General features: G+C 73.0%; 16 protein-coding genes. 13 read left to right on the top strand and 3 right to left on the bottom strand.

Annotation, left to right across the window (positions count from 1 at the left end; genetic code table 11):
* The first annotated feature begins 408 nt into the window (after positions 1-408).
* The 9 genes from ACIG36_RS23660 (at position 409) to ACIG36_RS23620 (ending at position 11,260) form a co-directional block, all read left to right on the top strand.
* Positions 409-2,061 (top strand): CTP synthase, encoded by a 1,653-nt coding sequence (locus tag ACIG36_RS23660; protein ID WP_399931137.1) that lies wholly within the window; start codon positions 409-411, stop codon positions 2,059-2,061.
* Between the two features lie 74 nt (positions 2,062-2,135).
* Positions 2,136-2,771: an NUDIX domain-containing protein gene (locus ACIG36_RS23655; protein ID WP_399931134.1), complete on the top strand. Its 636-nt coding sequence runs from the start codon at positions 2,136-2,138 to the stop codon at positions 2,769-2,771.
* Between the two features lie 209 nt (positions 2,772-2,980).
* Positions 2,981-5,116, top strand: a complete 2,136-nt coding sequence (locus ACIG36_RS23650; protein WP_399931131.1) for a tetratricopeptide repeat protein — start codon at positions 2,981-2,983, stop codon at positions 5,114-5,116.
* A gap of 175 nt (positions 5,117-5,291) precedes the next feature.
* On the top strand, positions 5,292-6,407 hold the full coding sequence (ald, locus tag ACIG36_RS23645) for an alanine dehydrogenase (RefSeq protein ID WP_399931246.1): 1,116 nt from the start codon (positions 5,292-5,294) through the stop codon (positions 6,405-6,407).
* A gap of 333 nt (positions 6,408-6,740) precedes the next feature.
* Complete coding sequence (locus ACIG36_RS23640) at positions 6,741-7,868, top strand: ParA family protein (protein WP_399931128.1); 1,128 nt, start codon at positions 6,741-6,743, stop codon at positions 7,866-7,868.
* Positions 7,853-8,395, top strand: a complete 543-nt coding sequence (locus ACIG36_RS23635) for a hypothetical protein (RefSeq protein WP_399931125.1) — start codon at positions 7,853-7,855, stop codon at positions 8,393-8,395. The genes ACIG36_RS23640 and ACIG36_RS23635 overlap by 16 nt, the downstream gene beginning before the upstream one ends.
* 83 nt (positions 8,396-8,478) lie before the next feature.
* The gene (locus tag ACIG36_RS23630) at positions 8,479-9,414 is read left to right on the top strand and encodes a segregation and condensation protein A (protein WP_399931122.1); all 936 of its coding nucleotides are present in this window, start codon (positions 8,479-8,481) and stop codon (positions 9,412-9,414) included.
* A gap of 101 nt (positions 9,415-9,515) precedes the next feature.
* Positions 9,516-10,082, top strand: a complete 567-nt coding sequence (gene scpB, locus ACIG36_RS23625) for an SMC-Scp complex subunit ScpB (RefSeq protein ID WP_399931243.1) — start codon at positions 9,516-9,518, stop codon at positions 10,080-10,082.
* Entirely contained in the window at positions 10,082-11,260 is a 1,179-nt protein-coding gene (locus ACIG36_RS23620; RefSeq protein WP_399931119.1) for a pseudouridine synthase, read from the top strand. The genes scpB and ACIG36_RS23620 overlap by 1 nt, the downstream gene beginning before the upstream one ends.
* Before the next feature lie 148 nt (positions 11,261-11,408).
* On the opposite strand, the gene ACIG36_RS23615 is transcribed toward ACIG36_RS23620, so the two are convergent.
* Positions 11,409-11,771: a DUF952 domain-containing protein gene (locus ACIG36_RS23615; RefSeq protein WP_399931117.1), complete on the bottom strand. Its 363-nt coding sequence runs from the start codon at positions 11,769-11,771 to the stop codon at positions 11,409-11,411.
* Positions 11,772-11,803: 32 nt separating this feature from the next.
* On the opposite strand from ACIG36_RS23615, the gene ACIG36_RS23610 reads away from it, so the two are divergent.
* From ACIG36_RS23610 to der, 4 genes are all read left to right on the top strand, one after another.
* Complete coding sequence (locus ACIG36_RS23610; RefSeq protein ID WP_399931114.1) at positions 11,804-12,889, top strand: prephenate dehydrogenase; 1,086 nt, start codon at positions 11,804-11,806, stop codon at positions 12,887-12,889.
* Positions 12,890-12,998: 109 nt separating this feature from the next.
* On the top strand, positions 12,999-13,712 hold the full coding sequence (gene cmk / locus ACIG36_RS23605; RefSeq protein WP_399931111.1) for a (d)CMP kinase: 714 nt from the start codon (positions 12,999-13,001) through the stop codon (positions 13,710-13,712).
* A gap of 44 nt (positions 13,713-13,756) precedes the next feature.
* The gene (locus tag ACIG36_RS23600) at positions 13,757-14,344 is read left to right on the top strand and encodes a lysophospholipid acyltransferase family protein (RefSeq protein ID WP_399931241.1); all 588 of its coding nucleotides are present in this window, start codon (positions 13,757-13,759) and stop codon (positions 14,342-14,344) included.
* A gap of 57 nt (positions 14,345-14,401) precedes the next feature.
* Positions 14,402-15,862, top strand: a complete 1,461-nt coding sequence (gene der, locus ACIG36_RS23595; protein ID WP_399931108.1) for a ribosome biogenesis GTPase Der — start codon at positions 14,402-14,404, stop codon at positions 15,860-15,862.
* Between the two features lie 102 nt (positions 15,863-15,964).
* Here der and ACIG36_RS23590 read toward each other — a convergent pair whose 3' ends face one another.
* Positions 15,965-16,417 carry a hypothetical protein gene (locus ACIG36_RS23590; RefSeq protein ID WP_399931105.1) on the bottom strand — a complete coding sequence of 151 codons (453 nt, stop codon included), beginning with the start codon at positions 16,415-16,417 and terminating at the stop codon, positions 15,965-15,967.
* 20 nt (positions 16,418-16,437) lie between these two features.
* Positions 16,438-17,220, bottom strand: coding sequence for a hypothetical protein (locus tag ACIG36_RS23585; RefSeq protein ID WP_399931102.1), 783 nt, complete (start codon positions 17,218-17,220; stop codon positions 16,438-16,440).
* Between the last annotated feature and the right edge of the window lie 27 nt (positions 17,221-17,247).

The following is a 17,247-nucleotide window of genomic DNA, read 5'->3' as shown; positions in this document are numbered from 1 at the left end:
TCGAACGGCATCCAGGACCCTGGGGGCCCTATGTCGGTGAAGCGAACTTCGACGAGCTCTTGTTCCGGAATGGGGGCGCCTCCCAGCGGTAGCTGGGCGAGAGCGGGATGGTGCTGTGCCGGCCGGCTCGCTGCGTGTGTCCGAGCAGGATACGACGCGGAGTTGGGACACGCGCGACGGTTGCCCGGGGAACTTGTGCCGAATGGGTGGCCTGTGACGACCGCCCGTGACGCAGGGTTCGCGAGGGCGTCGCGCCGCGTCACCGGACGCGTCCGGCCCCGGGCGCTGATACCCTGGTACCCCGTGGACCGGTGGGCGCAAGACCCCCCAACCGCAGCGACGGCACCCCCGAAAACAACCGGGTGATCGCCGGAACGCAACCTCACTCGCGACCACGGGAGCCCCCCTTTGGCCATTGCCGCAAAGCCCACGACGACCAAGCACATCTTCGTCACCGGGGGTGTCGCCTCCTCGCTCGGCAAGGGGCTGACCGCCTCCAGCCTGGGCGCGCTGCTCAAGGCCCGGGGCCTGCGGGTGACGATGCAGAAGCTCGACCCGTACCTGAACGTCGACCCGGGCACGATGAACCCGTTCCAGCACGGCGAGGTGTTCGTCACCAACGACGGCGCCGAGACCGACCTGGACATCGGCCACTACGAGCGCTTCCTCGACGTCGACCTGGACGGCTCGGCGAACGTCACCACCGGCCAGGTGTACTCCACGGTGATCGCCAAGGAGCGCCGCGGTGAGTACCTGGGCGACACCGTGCAGGTCATCCCGCACATCACCAACGAGATCAAGCACCGCATCCGCCGCATGGCGACCGACGACGTCGACGTCGTGATCACCGAGGTCGGCGGCACGGTCGGCGACATCGAGTCGCTGCCGTTCCTGGAGACCGTCCGCCAGGTCCGCCACGAGGTCGGCCGGGACAACGTCTTCGTCGTGCACATCTCGCTGCTGCCCTACATCGGCCCCTCCGGCGAGCTGAAGACCAAGCCCACCCAGCACTCGGTGGCCGCGCTGCGCAACATCGGCATCCAGCCCGACGCGATCGTGCTGCGCGCCGACCGTGACGTGCCCACCGCCATCAAGCGCAAGATCTCGCTGATGTGCGACGTGGACGAGGCCGCCGTGGTCGCCGCCATCGACGCCCCCTCGATCTACGACATTCCCAAGGTGCTGCACACCGAGGGCCTGGACGCCTACGTCGTGCGCAAGCTCGACCTGCCGTTCCGCGACGTGAACTGGACCCAGTGGGAGGACCTGCTGGACCGCGTCCACAACCCCGACCACGAGGTCACCGTCGCCCTGGTCGGCAAGTACATCGACCTGCCCGACGCCTACCTGTCGGTGACCGAGGCCATCCGCGCGGGCGGCTTCGCCAACCGCGCCAAGGTCAAGGTCAAGTGGGTCGCCTCGGACGACTGCAAGACCCCGGCCGGCGCCCGCAAGCAGCTGGCGGACGTCGACGCGATCTGCATCCCCGGCGGCTTCGGCGACCGCGGCGTCAACGGCAAGGTCGGCGCGATCACCTACGCCCGTGAGAACAAGGTGCCGCTGCTGGGCCTGTGCCTGGGCCTGCAGTGCGTCGTCATCGAGGCGGCCCGCAACCTGGCCGGCATCGAGGGCGCCAACTCCACCGAGTTCGACCCGGCCACCGCCCACCCGGTGATCTCCACGATGGCCGAGCAGATGGACATCGTCGCTGGTGAGGGCGACATGGGCGGCACCATGCGGCTGGGCATGTACCCGGCCAAGCTCGCCGAGGGCTCCATCGTCCGCGAGGTCTACGCCGACCAGCCCTACGTCGAGGAGCGCCACCGCCACCGCTACGAGGTCAACAACGCCTACCGCGCCGAGCTGGAGAAGAAGGCGGGCATCGTCTTCTCCGGCACCTCCCCGGACAACAAGCTGGTGGAGTACGTGGAGTACCCGCGCGAGACGCACCCCTACCTGGTGGCCACCCAGGCCCACCCGGAGCTGCGCTCCCGCCCGACCCGTCCGCACCCGCTCTTCGCTGGCCTGGTGAAGGCGGCCGTCGAGCGCAAGCAGGGCTGATCTACGGTTGACCGGGGTGAGGGCCTCCTTCGCGGGGGCGCTCACCCCGGTTTCGTATTCGCTGGAGGACATTCATGGGCAACGCCGTCATCAAGGACACCCCCGAGGAGTGGCGCGTCACCGCCACCGCCACGCCGTTCACCGGCAACAAGACCGGCGTCCGCACGGACACCGTGGTCATGCCGGACGGCACGACGGTCACCCGCGACTACCAGACCCACCCCGGTTCGGTGGCCGTCCTCGCCCTCGACGACCAGGACCGGGTGCTGGTGCTCAAGCAGTACCGCCACCCCGTGCGGCAGCGGCTGTGGGAGATCCCGGCAGGCCTGCTGGACGTCCCCGGCGAGAACCCGCTGCACGCGGCCCAGCGCGAGCTCTACGAGGAGGCGCACGTCAAGGCCGAGGACTGGCGGGTGCTGACCGACGTCTACACCACCCCCGGCGGCTGCGACGAGGCCGTACGGATCTTCCTGGCGCGCGGCATCGCCGACGTCGAGGGGGAGCGCTTCGAGGTCGAGCACGAGGAGCTCGACATGGAGCTGGCCCGCGTCCCGCTGCCCGAGCTGGTGCGCGGCGTGCTGGCCGGCGAGCTGCACAACAACTGCCTGGTCGTGGGCGTGCTCTCGCTCACGGCGGCGCTGGCGGGCGACGGACCGGACGCGCTGCGCCCGGCCGATGCCCCCTGGCCGGCCCGCCCGTTCGAGGCCTGAGCGCTCCGGGCACCTCGCGGCGCGAACCGGTATGCCGCGGGGTGCCCCGGACGGGCCCTCGCGGTCCTACCGTCATGCAACCCGAATAGGTGATCTTCAGCATGGCGGGTCGGCGTTACCCGGAGTGCGCCGGGCGGTGAACTAGGCTCGATATGTTCCCGCCGCGGCCGCGGCGGGCTCGCGCGTGCAGGTGGAACGGGAGTGGACCCGTGGCGGAGCGGACGGTGGAGACCGGCGGACCGGCGGCGGCCCCGCCCGAGCGGCGGCTGCCCGCACCCGGCCCCGGAGTGAGCCCCCGTCAGGTGCCCGGCCCGCCTCAGGACTTCGCCGCCCAGCCCTTCGCCGGCCGGCTGCGCGAGCTCAAGGAGCTGCGCGCCGACATCATCCGCGCCGGCCTCGACACCCTCTCCGGCCGCAAGCAGCCGCGCGGCAGGGTCCTGCTCATCGCCGGGCGGCCCGGCTCCGGCCGCACCGCCCTCGCCGAGCAGCTGGCCCGGCAGCTCGCCGGGGAGTACCCGGACGGAGTACTGCGCGCCCGCCTCACCGGCGCCGACGGTTCACCCGTACCCACCGAGCGGACCGCCCGCGCCCTGCTGGCCGACCTCGGCGCGCCCGTACCGGCTGGGGCCGAGGAGGACGAGCTGACGGCGGCGCTGCGGGCGGCCCTCGACGGCAAGCGGGCGCTGCTGCTGCTGGACGACGCCTCGGGCGCCGAGCAGGTGGACCCGCTGCTGCCGGACGAACCGCAGTGCCTGGTCGTCGCGGTCTCCCGGGGCCCGCTGACGGGCGTGCCGGACGTGCGGCCGTGCGCGCTGGGCGGCCTGGACAAGGCGGCGGCCGTCGGCCTGCTCGAGTGGTACGCGGGACCGACCCGGATCACCTGCGACCCGGTGGCCGCCAGTGCCGTCGTCGAGGAGTGCGGCGGCCAGCCGGCCGCCCTGGTGCTGGTCGGCGGGTGGCTGGCGGCGCACCCGAAGATGTCGGTCGTGGACGCGGCCAAGCGCCTGCGGGAGCTGCCGTCCGCCGAGCGGCCGGAGAGCGCCGCCCGGCCGCTGGCGCGGGCGTTCTCGCTCGCCTACGAGGCCCTGCCGCCCACCGCCGCCCGCACCCTGCACCTGCTGGCGCTGGCCCCGGCGGGGCTGGCGGACGCGCACGTCGCCTCGGCGCTGGCGGGCTGCTCGCTGTCCACCGCCCAGGCGGTGCTGGAGGACCTGACGGCCCGGGGCCTGCTGCGGGTGGAGTCCCCGGAGAGCGAGGGCGGCGTGCTGCCCGCCCAGTACCGGGTGCCGGGCTGCCTGGCGCCGATGCTGGCCGCGCTGCTGGAGGCGCAGGAGCGGCCGGCCGAGACGGAGCTGGCGCGGGCGCGGATGCTGGAGCGGACGGTGCGCCAGCTGTACTCCTGCCGCGCGGCCACCGAGCGGAACGATCCGGCGGTCCGCCGCCGGATCGAGCAGCTGCCCCGGCCGCTGCGGTTCCCCTCGGCGCGCGCCGCCGAGGAGTGGCTGCTGGCCCGGCTGCCGGCGCTGCTGGCCGCGGCGCGGCTGGCCGTGGAGGACGGCCGGCTCGACACCCTGGCCCGCAGGCTGGTCTCGGCGCTGACCCGGGCGCTGACCGCCCACCTGGGCCCGGAGGCCGCGGCGCCCGAGCTCTACGGGCTGCACCAGCTCGTCCTCGACGTGGCCCGGCGCTGCGAGATGCCGCTGGAGAAGGCCGCGGCGCTGCTGAACCTGGGCGACCTCGACGCGCGGGCCGGGCGGACACCGGAGGCGCTGGAGCGCTACCGGCAGGCGCTGCAGTCGGCGCGCGAGGCGGGCGATCCGTACGCGACGAGCCGGGCGCTGGAGTCGATCGGCGCGGCCCATCAGGAGCTGGGGGACTGGCAGCGGGCCGCCGACTGGTACCGGCGGGGCCTGGAGCTGCGGCTGACCCGCGGCGAGCTGGCGGACGAGGCGCGGCTGTACGGGCGGCTGGGCGCGGTGCACGGCTACGCGGGGCAGTGGGCCGAGGCGCTGCGCGACTGGCGGGCCGCGGCCGCCGCCTGCCGTCGGCTGCGGGACCTGCCGGGGCACGCCCGTGCGCTGAGCGAGGTGGCGCGGGTGCTGGAGCACGCGGGCCGGCCGCGGGAGGCGCTGCGCACCTGCCAGGAGGCGGTGGAGTGCGCGGGGCAGGCGGGGGACGCCCGGCTGGAGGCCGCGGTGCGGCTGCGGCTGGCGGACATCCTCGAGCGGCTGGGCGACGAGCGGGCCGCGGGCCCGCACCGGCAGGCGGCGGAACGGCTGCTGGACCAGGCGCTGCGCCCGGCCGGTCCGGGCGGGGGGTCGCCCGTGCGGAGCAACGCAGGGTAACCGATCTTCGACCTAAGAAATCAGTGGCAGTTCGGCTAAAGATTGGTGCATTGCAAGGCTAGACAGCGCGGGATCCTTCATTAGACTGGCAAGGCCGCGATCGACGCGGTCTGCTCTGGTGTGCCCGGCATATCAGGATTAGCCTGTCATTCTCTGAACAAGGACCGTGATCGACGTGAAGGTCGGTATCCCCCGCGAGGTCAAGAACAACGAATTCCGCGTGGCCATCACCCCCGCCGGGGTGCTGGAGCTGGTGCGCAACGGCCACCAGGTCTTCGTGGAGAAGGGGGCCGGCCTCGGCTCCTCCATCACCGACGCCGAGTACGTCGGTGCCGGTGCCGCCATCCTGGACACCGCCGACGACGTCTGGGCGACGGCCGACCTGCTGCTGAAGGTCAAGGAGCCGATCGCGGAGGAGTACCACCGCCTCCGCAAGGGCCAGACCCTCTTCACCTACCTGCACCTGGCCGCCTCCCGCGAGTGCACCGACGCCCTGCTGCAGTCCGGCACCACCGCCATCGCGTACGAGACCGTGGAGCTCGCCAACCGCGCGCTGCCGCTGCTCGCCCCGATGTCCGAGGTCGCGGGCCGGCTGGCCCCGCAGGTCGGCGCCTACCACCTGATGCGCTCGGCCGGCGGCCGCGGCGTGCTGCCGGGCGGCGTCCCGGGCACCCACGCGGGCAAGGCCGTCGTCATCGGCGGTGGCGTCTCCGGCTGGAACGCCGCGCAGATCGCCGTCGGCATGGGCTTCCACGTCACCCTGCTCGACCGTGACATCAACAAGCTCCGCGAGGCCGACAAGATCTTCGGCACCAAGGTGCAGACGATCGTCTCCAACGCCTACGAGCTGGAGAAGGCCGTCGTCGAGGCCGACCTGGTCATCGGCGCCGTCCTGATCCCGGGCGCCAAGGCCCCCAAGCTGGTCACCAACGAGCTCGTCGCCAAGATGAAGCCCGGAAGTGTCCTTGTCGACATTGCGATCGACCAGGGCGGCTGCTTCGAGGACTCCCGTCCGACCACCCACGCGGAGCCGACCTTCCAGGTCCACGACTCCGTCTTCTACTGCGTCGCCAACATGCCGGGCGCGGTGCCGAACACCTCCACCTACGCGCTGACCAACGCCACGCTGCCCTACATCGTGGAGCTGGCCAACCGCGGCTGGCAGGAGGCGCTGCGCCGCGACGCCGCGCTGGCCAAGGGTCTCAACACCCATGAGGGTCAGGTCGTTTACGGCCCCGTCGCCGAGGCGCACGGCCTGCCGCACGTCGAGCTGAGCACCCTCCTGGGCTGAGCCCCGGGCAAGCCGTCGCAGGACGGCGAAAGAACAGCACATACCCGGCCGGGCCTTGTTGAGCAAGGCCCGGCCGGGGTGTTTCGCCACGGTTTCGCCCGACCGTGATTCTTCCGGGTTATCGCCCGTACACCCTTGACAGAAGCCTGTTCGATTGCCGACACATCGTGCCGTCTCCGGCGGATTGTGTTGCTGCGAACCGCCGACACGCCATAGAGTCGCCAACCGTCGGCATGGTGCCACGCTGACCTATCTAGATGTTTCCTGGTCACCAAGGAGGTAGGACGACTTGTGAATGAGTCGACATTTGCTCCCGGGGGTGGTCACCCAGGAATGTCTGCGCTGGGCCAGAGTCCCGTGGGACTCCAAGCTGTCGGCTCCGTCGCTGTCCACACCTTCGCAGCCCACCAGAACATCCAGAGCATGACGACAGCCCACCAGAGCATGGACGGTCAACACGTGAACGCCATGGCCGGCGACCGGGGCAAGGCGGAATCCACCCGTCTCGCCGATTACGAGGAAGTGGCGGACGGTCACTTCTACGACCCCGACGCGGAGTACGAGCCCGACCCCGAGTACGCGGCCACGCTCGCGCCCGACGCCGCGCGTCAGCGCCGCGAGCGCATCGGCCCCACCGGGCGGCCTCTGCCCTACTTCCCGATCCCCGGACCGCTGGCCGAGCACGGCCCGGCCAAAATCATCGCGATGTGCAACCAGAAGGGCGGGGTCGGCAAGACCACCTCGACCATCAACCTGGGCGCCGCGCTCGCGGAGTACGGCCGCCGGGTGCTGCTCGTCGACTTCGACCCGCAGGGCGCGCTCTCCGTCGGCCTCGGGGTCAACCCGATGGAGCTGGACCTGACGGTCTACAACCTGCTCATGGAGCGGGGCATGTCGGCCGACGAGGTGCTGCTGAAGACGGCCGTCCCCAATATGGACCTGCTGCCCAGCAATATCGATTTGTCAGCGGCCGAGGTCCAGCTCGTCAGCGAGGTCGCCCGCGAGTCGACCCTCCAGCGGGCCCTGAAGCCCCTGATGGCCGACTACGACTACATCGTGATCGACTGTCAGCCCTCGCTCGGCCTGCTCACCGTCAACGCCCTGACGGCGGCTCACAAGGTGATCGTCCCGCTGGAGTGCGAGTTCTTCGCGCTGCGCGGCGTGGCCCTGCTCACCGAGACAATCGAGAAGGTCCAGGAGCGGCTCAACCCCGAGCTCGAGCTCGACGGCATCCTCGCCACCATGTACGACTCGCGCACCGTGCACAGCCGCGAGGTCCTCGCGCGCGTCGTCGAGGCGTTCGACGATCACGTGTACCACACGGTCATCGGCCGTACGGTCCGCTTCCCCGAGACCACCGTCGCGGGCGAGCCGATCACCACGTACGCGTCCAACTCCGTCGGCGCCGCCGCCTACCGTCAGCTCGCCAGGGAGGTGCTCGCCCGGTGTCACGCCGAGTGAGTCTGCCCGGCGCCGACGAACTGTTCCGCACCACCGGTGGGATGGGGCTGCAGTCCTCCTCCCCCCGCCGGAAGGCGAACGGCGAGGTGCCGCCGAGGGTGCCGGGACCGGGTGACGCGCCCGACGGGGAGCGCCCGGCCAAGCCCGCCGAGCGGGACGGGCGCCCCGCGGCCGCCCCGGCCGCCGCCGGGCCGGAACAGGAGCCCGCCGAGCGGCGCCCCGCCGCCCCCGAGCGCGAGCGCGCCGGCGCCGCCCGTACGACCGACGCGGCCCCCGCGGGCAAGCGGCGCGGCCGCAGCGCCAACCGCCGGCCCAGCGGCCGCGAGCGCCACGACGAGAAGATCACCGTCTATGTCTCCGCCGAGGAGCTCATGGACCTCGAACACGCCCGGCTGGTGCTGCGCGGCGAGCACGGGCTCGCGGTGGACCGGGGCCGGATCGTCCGGGAGGCCGTCGCCGTCGTCCTGGCCGACCTGGAGCAGCGCGGCGACGCGAGCATCCTGGTGCGCCGCCTGCGCGGCCGCTGAGCCGGTCCGCCGCGCTAGCCTCCTGCCGTACCGAGCCCGAAGGGCCCGTACGCCCCGTACCGCCCCCGCACCCTGGACGACCGATGCCCGCAGCCGCCTCTCCACCGGCCCGCCGCACCCTGGGCCACGGCCCGGCAGCCGCGCCGCCCGCCCCGGAGCCGGAGGGGACCGCGCCCACGGAGCCGGCGGGCGAGCCCGGAGCCGAGGCCGGGGACGGGCGGTTCACCGTCCGGCTGGACAACTTCGAAGGACCGTTCGACCTCCTGCTGCAGCTGATCGCCAAGCACAAGCTGGACGTCACCGAGGTCGCCCTCTCCAAGGTCACCGACGAGTTCATGGCGCACATCCGGGCCATGGGCCCGGACTTCGACCTCGACCAGACGACGGAATTCCTCGTCGTCGCGGCGACGCTGCTCGACCTGAAGGCGGCCCGGCTGCTGCCCGCCGCCGAGGTCGAGGACGAGGCGGACCTCGCCCTGCTCGAGGCCCGCGACCTGCTCTTCGCCCGGCTGCTGCAGTACCGCGCGTACAAGCGGATCGCGGAGATCTTCAGCGACCGGCTGGCCACCGAGGGCCGCCGGCACCCCCGCACCGTCGGCCTGGAGCCCCACCACGCCGAGCTGCTGCCCGAGGTCGTCCTCGGCATCGGCCCGAGGCGGCTGGCCGAGCTGGCCGTCAAGGCCATGCGGCCCAAGCCGGCCCCGCAGGTGTACGTCGACCACATCCACGCCCCGCTGGTCAGCGTCCGCGAGCAGGCCGAGGTCGTCGTCGGGCGGCTGCGGACGGCCGGCGAGGCGACCTTCGGCGAGCTCACCGCCGACGCCCCGGACACCCTGACCGTCGTGGCGCGTTTCCTGGCCCTGCTGGAGCTCTACCGCGAGCGGGTGGTGGTCCTGGACCAAGGAGAGGCGCTGGGGGCCCTGACGGTCCGCTGGACGGGCGCGGAGGACGCGGCTCCGGTGGTGACCGACGAGTTCGACCGCGAGCCGCAGACCGAGCCGGAGGAGAGCACATCGTGACCGGGGAGACGACAGAACCGACGACCGGGCCGGCGTACGAGCCCGGCGAGGCGCCGGCGGTGGCCCGGCTCGACCTCAAGCCCGCCCTGGAGGCCGTGCTGATGGTCGTCGACGAGCCCGCCACCGAGGACCACCTCGCCAAGGTCCTCGACCGGCCCCGCCGCGAGCTCGCGCAGGCGCTGCGCGAGCTGTCCGACGAGTACACCGCCCAGGGCCGCGGCTTCGACCTGCGGCAGGTCGCCGGCGGCTGGCGGTTCTTCACCCGCACCGAGTACGCCGACGCCGTCGAGGCCTTCGTCCTGGACGGGCAGCAGGCCCGGCTCACCCAGGCCGCGCTGGAGACCCTGGCCGTGGTCGCGTACCGTCAGCCGGTCAGCCGTTCGCGGGTCTCGGCCGTCCGCGGAGTGAACTGCGACGGCGTCATGCGGACCCTCCTCCAGCGCGCTCTGGTGGAGGAGGCGGGGACGGAACCCGAAACAGGTGCGATCCTGTACAGGACGACGAATTACTTTCTGGAGCGCATGGGCCTGCGCGGCCTGGACGAGCTCCCGGAGCTCGCCCCCTTCCTCCCCGAGGCGGAAGCGATCGAGGGCGACACTCAGGAAGGTGTGCCGTCGTTCGATCCGGACGCACCGGACACCGACGCAGACGACAAGACGGAACTTTGATGCGAAGCAGCGGCAGGAACAGCGGAAGCGGCAACCGGGACGACCGGGGCGGTCGAGGACGTCCGGTCTCCGGGGGCGGGCGCGCGGGCGGCGGCCGTTCCGGCGCCGGGCGCGCGGGTGGCGGACGCCCCGAGGGCGGCCGCTCCGGGGGTGGCCGCTCCGGGGGCCCGCGCGAGGAGTGGCAGCAGGAGCGCCCGCGCCGGCCGCGCCCGGAGGAGCGCCGCTACGACGTGGGCCCGGACGCCGAGCGGCGCGGCGGCGCGAGCGGTGGCACCAGCGGCCGCGGTGCGGCGGCCCGCGGCGGCGCCAAGGGCGGCCCGCGCCGCGCCAGTGAGCCCGCCCGCGGCCGGCGCACGGCCCCGGCCCGTCCGCGCGAGCTCGACGCCAAGATCGAGGAGCGCAACCGGGAGCGGCACAACAAGCCGCGCATCAGCACGCCCAAGACCTTCGGCGAGCAGGAGGGCGAGCGCCTGCAGAAGGTGCTGGCCCGCGCCGGCATGGGCTCCCGCCGCGCCTGCGAGGAGCTCATCGAGCAGGCCCGCGTCGAGGTCAACGGGCAGATCGTCACCGAGCACGGCGTGCGCGTCGACCCGGAGAAGGACGAGATCAAGGTCGACGGCCTGACCGTCGCCACCCAGTCCTACCTCTTCTTCGCGCTGAACAAGCCCGCCGGCGTCGTCTCCACCATGGAGGACCCCGACGGCCGCCAGTGCCTGGGCGACTACGTCACCAACCGCGAGACCCGCCTCTTCCACGTCGGCCGGCTCGACACGGAGACCGAGGGCATCATCCTGCTCACCAACCACGGCGAGCTGGCCCACCGGCTCACCCACCCGCGGTACGGCGTGCAGAAGACGTACCTGGCCGCCATCACCGGCCCGCTGCCGCGCGACATCGGCAAGCAGCTCAAGAGCGGCATCGAGCTGGAGGACGGCTACGCCCGCGCCGACAACTTCCGCGTCGTGCAGCAGACCGGTAAGAACTACCTGGTCGAGGTCGTGCTGCACGAGGGCCGCAAGCACATCGTGCGGCGCATGCTGGCCGAGGCCGGCTTCCCGGTGGAGAAGCTGGTCCGCACGGCCTTCGGCCCCATCTCGCTGGGCGACCAGAAGTCGGGCTGGCTGCGCCGCCTGACCAACACCGAGGTCGGCATGCTGATGCGCGAGGTCGACCTCTAGGCTGCGGCGGGACCGGGAGCCCACCACGTCGGCCGGTTCGGCACCGCCGGACCACGCCGTCGTGGTGCCCCGCCGTCGCGGCGGGGAACTTTCCGCCGCGACGGCGGGGCACCACCGCGGCGGAGACCGGCGGCGCCGAACCCTGCGGCTATGACCACACGGTCAGCTCCGTCGCCCGGCCCTCCTCGTCCCGCTGGATCTCCATCATCCCTTCCACCGCGTCCCGCGTGATGCGGCCGAACACATGCGGGAAAAGGGTTCCGGCAGGAACCCCCGCCGGCGGGGCGGGGTCCGCCGGCTCCCAGCGGACCATCACGTCCAGCTTGTGCTCGTCGATCAGCAGGGCCATCAGCGGGCCCCGCACATCGCGGTAGAACGCCGTCGCCACCGCCAGCGTGGTCGCCTCGTCGGGCGAGCAGTGGACGAAGCCCTCGTCGGAGAGGGACGCGGGGGAGTAGGGGCGGTCGGGCACGGCCAGCCAGTCGTCCAGGGGGACCACGTGAAAGATCATGGCAAAGGTTCTACCCGACTAGGCTGGTCGCCGTGAGAACCGCTCTTGTGATCGGAACCGGACTGATCGGCACGTCCGCCGCCCTCGCCCTCGCCGGCCGCGGCGTCAGCGTGCACCTGATGGACCACGACCCGGCCCAGGCCCGCACGGCCGCCGCCCGCGGCGCCGGCACGGACCAGGCGCCCGAGGGGCCCGTGGACCTCGCCATCGTCGCCGTGCCGCCCGCGCATGTCGCCGAGACCCTCGCCGAGGCCATCCGGGGCGGCCTCGCCCGCGGCTATCTGGACGTCGCCAGCGTCAAGGGCGGCCCGCGCCGCGAGCTCGAGGCGCTGGGCTGCGACCTCAGCGGCTACCTCGGCACGCACCCCATGGCGGGGCGCGAGCGCTCCGGCCCGATGGCGGCCACAGCCGACCTCTTCGAGGGCCGGCCCTGGGTGCTCACCCCGACCCACGAGACCGACACCGAGGTCCTCAACCTCGCCCTCGAGCTGGTCGCCCTGTGCCGGGCGGTGCCCGTGGTGATGGACGCCGACGCCCACGACCGGGCCGTCGCGCTCGTCTCGCACACCCCCCAGCTGGTCTCCAGCCTGGTCGCCGCCCGCCTCCAGGGCGCCGACGAGACGGCCGTGCGCCTGTGCGGCCAGGGCATCCGCGACGTCACCCGGATCGCCGCCTCCGACCCGCGCATGTGGATCGACATCCTCTCCGCCAACCCCGGCCCCGTCGCCGACGTCCTCGCCGGGATCGCCGCCGACCTCGAGGAGACCGTCACCGCCCTGCGCTCCCTGGAGTCCACCGACGAGGACAAGCGCCTGGGCGGCGCCGCCGGCATCGAGGACGTGCTGCGCCGGGGCAACGCCGGCCGCTCCCGGGTGCCCGGCAAGCACGGCGCCGCCCCGGCCGCCTACGAGACGATCACCGTCCTCATCGGCGACCAGCCGGGCGAGCTGGCCCGGATCTTCGCGGACGCCGGCCGGGCGGGCGTGAACATCGAGGACGTGCGCATCGAGCACGCCACCGGGCAGCAGGCGGGCCTGATCCAGCTGATGGTCGAACCGGCCGCCGTGGCCGCCCTCACAGCGACCCTGCGCGAGCGGGGCTGGGCGGTCCGCCAGTAGGGTCCGCGGGCCGGCCCGGCGGCCGGCCCGCACGGGGTGGTCCGGCGAGCCAGTAACCTTGTGTGAGCCTGATATGGATCGTTATCCCTCCGCCCTGTGCACAAGGAAGGTGTCTGACACCGTGGAAACCGCCGCCCGGACCGCCCCGGCAGCTGTCATCGTCGGCATCGACGGCCCCTCCGGCACGGGCAAGTCCAGCACCTCCAAGGCCGTGGCAGCCAAGCTCGGCATGCGCTACCTGGACACCGGCGCCCAGTACCGGGCGATCACCTGGTGGATGCTGAGCAATGGCATCGACGTCAACGACGCCGCCGCCGTAGCCGACGCCGCGGGCAAGCCCGAGATCGTCTCCGGCACCGACCCGTCCGCGCCGACCATCACGGTCGACGGGGCGGACGCCGCCGCGCCCATCCGCACCCAGCAGGTCACCTCCGCCGTCAGCGCCGTCAGCGCCGTGCCGGAGGTCCGCACCCGGATGACCGAGCTGCAGCGGGCCATCGCCGCCGAGGCCCCCGAGGGCATCGTCGTCGAGGGCCGCGACATCGGCACCACCGTCCTGCCGGACGCCGACGTCAAGATCTACCTCACCGCCTCCCCGGAGGCGCGGGCCGCCCGCCGCAGCGGTGAGCTCAAGGGCAAGGAGGCCAGTGACCTGGCCGCCACCCAGGCCGCCCTGGCCAAGCGGGACGCCGCCGACTCCGGCCGCAAGACCTCCCCGCTCGCCAAGGCCGCCGACGCCGTCGAGGTGGACACCACCGACCTGACCCTGGAGCAGGTCATCGAGTGCGTGGTCACCCTGGTGGAGGAGAAGCGGTCGGCGTGACCGCCTCCGGTGCCGCCGTCGGGCGGCGGATCGGCATCGGCCTGATGTACGGGCTGTGGAGGCCGCGTGTGCTGGGCGCCTGGCGGGTGCCCGCCGCGGGGCCCTGCATCCTGGCCGTCAACCACACCCACAACATCGACGGACCGATGCTGATGGGCACGGCGCCCCGGCCGGTGCACTTCCTGATCAAGAAGGAGGCGTTCACCGGCCCGCTCGGCCCGTTCCTGCGCGGCATCGGCCAGCTCGAGGTCGACCGCACGGGCACCGACCGCGCGGCCGTCACCAACGCCCTGGACGTCCTGGACCGGGGCGAGGTGCTGGGCATCTTCCCCGAGGGCACCCGGGGCGAGGGCGATTTCGCCTCGCTGCGCGCGGGCCTGGCGTATTTCGCCGTACGGTCCGGCGCGCCGATCGTGCCGGTCGCGGTGCTGGGCAGCGCCGACCGGCGAGGCCGCCTGGTCCGGGGGCTGCCGCCGCTGCGCAGCGGTGTCGACGTGGTCTTCGGCGACCCCTTCGACGCCGGTGACGGAAGCGGCCGCCGGACCCGCAAGGCGCTGGACGAGGCGACCGTGCGCATCCAGGAACACCTGGCGGCGCACCTGGCGGACGCCAAGCGGCTGACAGGCCGCTGAACGAGACTTGAGCAGCGGGCCGTACGGGTCCGCCGACGACGAAGAAGAACGAGGAACATGAACGACCAGATCCACTCCGGCGACGAGCACGGTGCGCTGGGCGACGCCGAGTACGCGGAGTTCATGGAGCTCGCGGCGCAGGAGGGCTTCGACGCCGAGGAGGTCGACAGCGAGCTCGCCGCGGCCGGCCATGGCCCGCTGCCGGTGCTCGCCGTCGTCGGCCGCCCCAACGTCGGCAAGTCGACGCTGGTGAACCGCATCATCGGCCGCCGTGAGGCCGTCGTCGAGGACCGCCCCGGCGTCACCCGCGACCGCGTCACCTACGAGGCCGAGTGGGCGGGCCGCCGCTTCAAGGTCGTCGACACCGGCGGCTGGGAGCAGGACGTGCTCGGCATCGACGCGTCCGTCGCCGCGCAGGCCGAGTACGCGATCGAGGCCGCCGACGCGGTGGTCTTCGTCGTGGACGCCACGGTCGGCGCCACCGACACCGACGAGGCCGTCGTCAAGCTGCTGCGCCGGGCGGGCAAGCCCGTCGTGCTGTGCGCCAACAAGGTCGACGGCCCCTCCGGCGAGGCCGACGCCGCCATGCTGTGGTCGCTGGGCCTGGGCGAGCCGATGCCGGTCTCCGCGCTGCACGGCCGCGGCACGGGCGACATGCTGGACGAGGTCCTCAAGGCGCTGCCCGAGGCGCCGGCCCAGACCTTCGGCGGTGCCATCGGCGGCCCGCGCCGCATCGCCCTGATCGGCCGGCCGAACGTCGGCAAGTCCTCCCTGCTGAACAAGGTCGCGGGGGAGGAGCGGGTCGTCGTCAACGAGCTGGCCGGCACCACCCGTGACCCGGTCGACGAGCTGATCGACCTGGGCGGCACCACCTGGAAGTTCGTGGACACCGCGGGCATCCGCAAGCGGGTCCACCTGCAGGAGGGCGCGGACTACTACGCCTCCCTGCGCACCGCCGCCGCGGTGGAGAAGGCCGAGGTCGCGGTCATCCTGATCGACTCGAGCGAGTCCATCTCCGTGCAGGACCAGCGCATCATCACGATGGCCGTCGAGGCCGGCCGGGCGATGGTCATCGCGTACAACAAGTGGGACACCCTCGACGAGGAGCGCCGCTACTACCTCGAGCGCGAGATCGAGACGGAGCTGCAGCAGATCTCCTGGGCGCCGCGGGTGAACGTCTCGGCGCGCACGGGCCGGCACATGGAGAAGCTGGTCCCGGCGATCGAGACGGCCCTGGCGGGCTGGGAGACGCGCGTGCCGACCGGGCGGCTGAACGCCTTCCTCGGCGAGCTCGTGGCCGCCCACCCGCACCCGATCCGCGGCGGCAAGCAGCCCCGCATCCTCTTCGGCACCCAGGCGGGCACCAAGCCCCCGCGCTTCGTGCTCTTCGCCTCGGGCTTCATCGAGGCGGGCTACCGCCGCTTCATCGAGCGCCGCCTGCGCGAGGAGTTCGGCTTCGAGGGGACGCCGATCCACATCTCCGTGCGGGTGCGGGAGAAGCGGGGCCGCAAGAAGTAAGGGAGTCGACGCCGTCGACTCCGGACAGCCCCGGGCCCTTCAGGGTCCGGGGCTTCGTCATGAGGACGTGAGCAGGAGCGGTGGCCGCCGCCGGGGCGCGTCCTAGAAGCCGCGCGTGCGGCCGTCGCGCTGGCCGGGCGGCAGGGCGGGCAGCGCCCCGCCACGCCGGCCGCCGTAGTACGAGTCCCAGGCCGCGTTGTACCCGGAAGGGCCCTGGTAGGCCGACTGGCCCGGACCCAGCTGGTTGGCCTGGCCGTAGCCGACCGGGCGGGGGCCGAACGCCTTGAACCGCAGGTCCTCCTCGCCCGAACGGTCGCCGGGCAGGGCCCGGAACGACCGGCGGTACTCGGAGCACAGAGCGTCGTAGATCGGGGTTACCGAACCGGGGTGACTCTCCGGGGAGGCGTCGCGGGGTGGCCGCATGCCGGGGATGTAGTTCTGGTACGAGGTCCGGGCGGGTTCGTATGAGTACACATCCCTGCCAACGACCTCGAGGCCCGTCGGATGCGGTTCCGGCAGCGAATGGCCCGCCAGGACGATGTCCGTGCAGGGCATTCCGGGACGGTCGTCCTGGCTCATGTGCCCGCCAGCGGCATCGTGGCACCGACCAGCCGGCCGGCCGCCGCGGCCCGGTCCAGGGCCTCGCGCAGCAGGTCCTCGCGCGGCTGGGCGCCGATCGTGCCGGCCGGGGCGGCGAACACCAGCACCCGCCCGGTCTTGTTGACGGCGGCCCGCCACTCGTCGGCCACCTGCATCGGCCGGTGCGCCTGCCACCAGGCCTGCGGCGCGCCGCCGTTGGCGGGCGGCTGGAGCACGGCGTGCAGCTTGCCGACGGCCACCAGCACCGACCAGCCCTGCAGCGGTCCGGGCACCTCGTTGACGTCCGCGACGGGCGCGAAGCCCTGCTCGGTCAGCAGCTCGAGGAAGACGTCGACGGGCCCGGTGGTGCCGGGGCGGGCGATCGGCCCGAGCGGTTCGACGACCAGCGCGGGCTGGACGTCCCCGCCGACCAGGACCAGGCCGCTGGTCACGCCCAGCTCGGCCTGCAGCGGCACCTCGGCCTCCACGGCCACGGGGCCGCCCTCGCCGGTGATGGACCGCACGGCGCCCTGCAGCTGCTCCTCGGAGACGGGCACGACCTGGGAGGGGATGCAGGCGGCGTGGGCGAAGGCGAGCACGGCCGTCTCGTCACCGACGAACAGCACCGTGCTGGTGCGCTGCTGTTCGGTGTGCCCGGGAGTGCGGCAGGACGTGCAGTCGTAAGGACCCGGGGCGCTGTCGCCGCCCAGCAGGCGCTCCGCCTCTTCGTCGCCGATCTCGGCGCGTACTTCGTCGCTGACATCGAGCATGCGCGGCACGGGGGCTCCTCGAACTTTTGAGTGGCG

It is taken from the genome of Streptomyces sp. NPDC053048 (assembly GCF_044547045.1).
In the GTDB taxonomy this organism is placed as follows: Bacteria; Actinomycetota; Actinomycetes; order Streptomycetales; family Streptomycetaceae; genus Streptomyces.
This window is presented reverse-complemented; position numbering and strand designations above follow the sequence as displayed.

What these genes read in the sequence shown, in the direction of transcription:
- ACIG36_RS23655 (WP_399931134.1), top strand. Translation starts at nt 2,136, where the DNA reads ATGGGCAACGCCGTCATCAAGGACACCCCCGAGGAGTGGCGCGTCACC.
- ACIG36_RS23640 (WP_399931128.1), top strand. Translation starts at nt 6,741, where the DNA reads ATGTCTGCGCTGGGCCAGAGTCCCGTGGGACTCCAAGCTGTCGGCTCC.
- ACIG36_RS23630 (WP_399931122.1), top strand. Translation starts at nt 8,479, where the DNA reads ATGCCCGCAGCCGCCTCTCCACCGGCCCGCCGCACCCTGGGCCACGGC.
- scpB (WP_399931243.1), top strand. Translation starts at nt 9,516, where the DNA reads ATGGTCGTCGACGAGCCCGCCACCGAGGACCACCTCGCCAAGGTCCTC.
- ACIG36_RS23620 (WP_399931119.1), top strand. Translation starts at nt 10,082, where the DNA reads ATGCGAAGCAGCGGCAGGAACAGCGGAAGCGGCAACCGGGACGACCGG.
- ACIG36_RS23615 (WP_399931117.1), bottom strand. Translation starts at nt 11,771, where the DNA reads ATGATCTTTCACGTGGTCCCCCTGGACGACTGGCTGGCCGTGCCCGAC.
- ACIG36_RS23600 (WP_399931241.1), top strand. Translation starts at nt 13,757, where the DNA reads ATGTACGGGCTGTGGAGGCCGCGTGTGCTGGGCGCCTGGCGGGTGCCC.
- der (WP_399931108.1), top strand. Translation starts at nt 14,402, where the DNA reads ATGAACGACCAGATCCACTCCGGCGACGAGCACGGTGCGCTGGGCGAC.
- ACIG36_RS23590 (WP_399931105.1), bottom strand. Translation starts at nt 16,417, where the DNA reads ATGCCCTGCACGGACATCGTCCTGGCGGGCCATTCGCTGCCGGAACCG.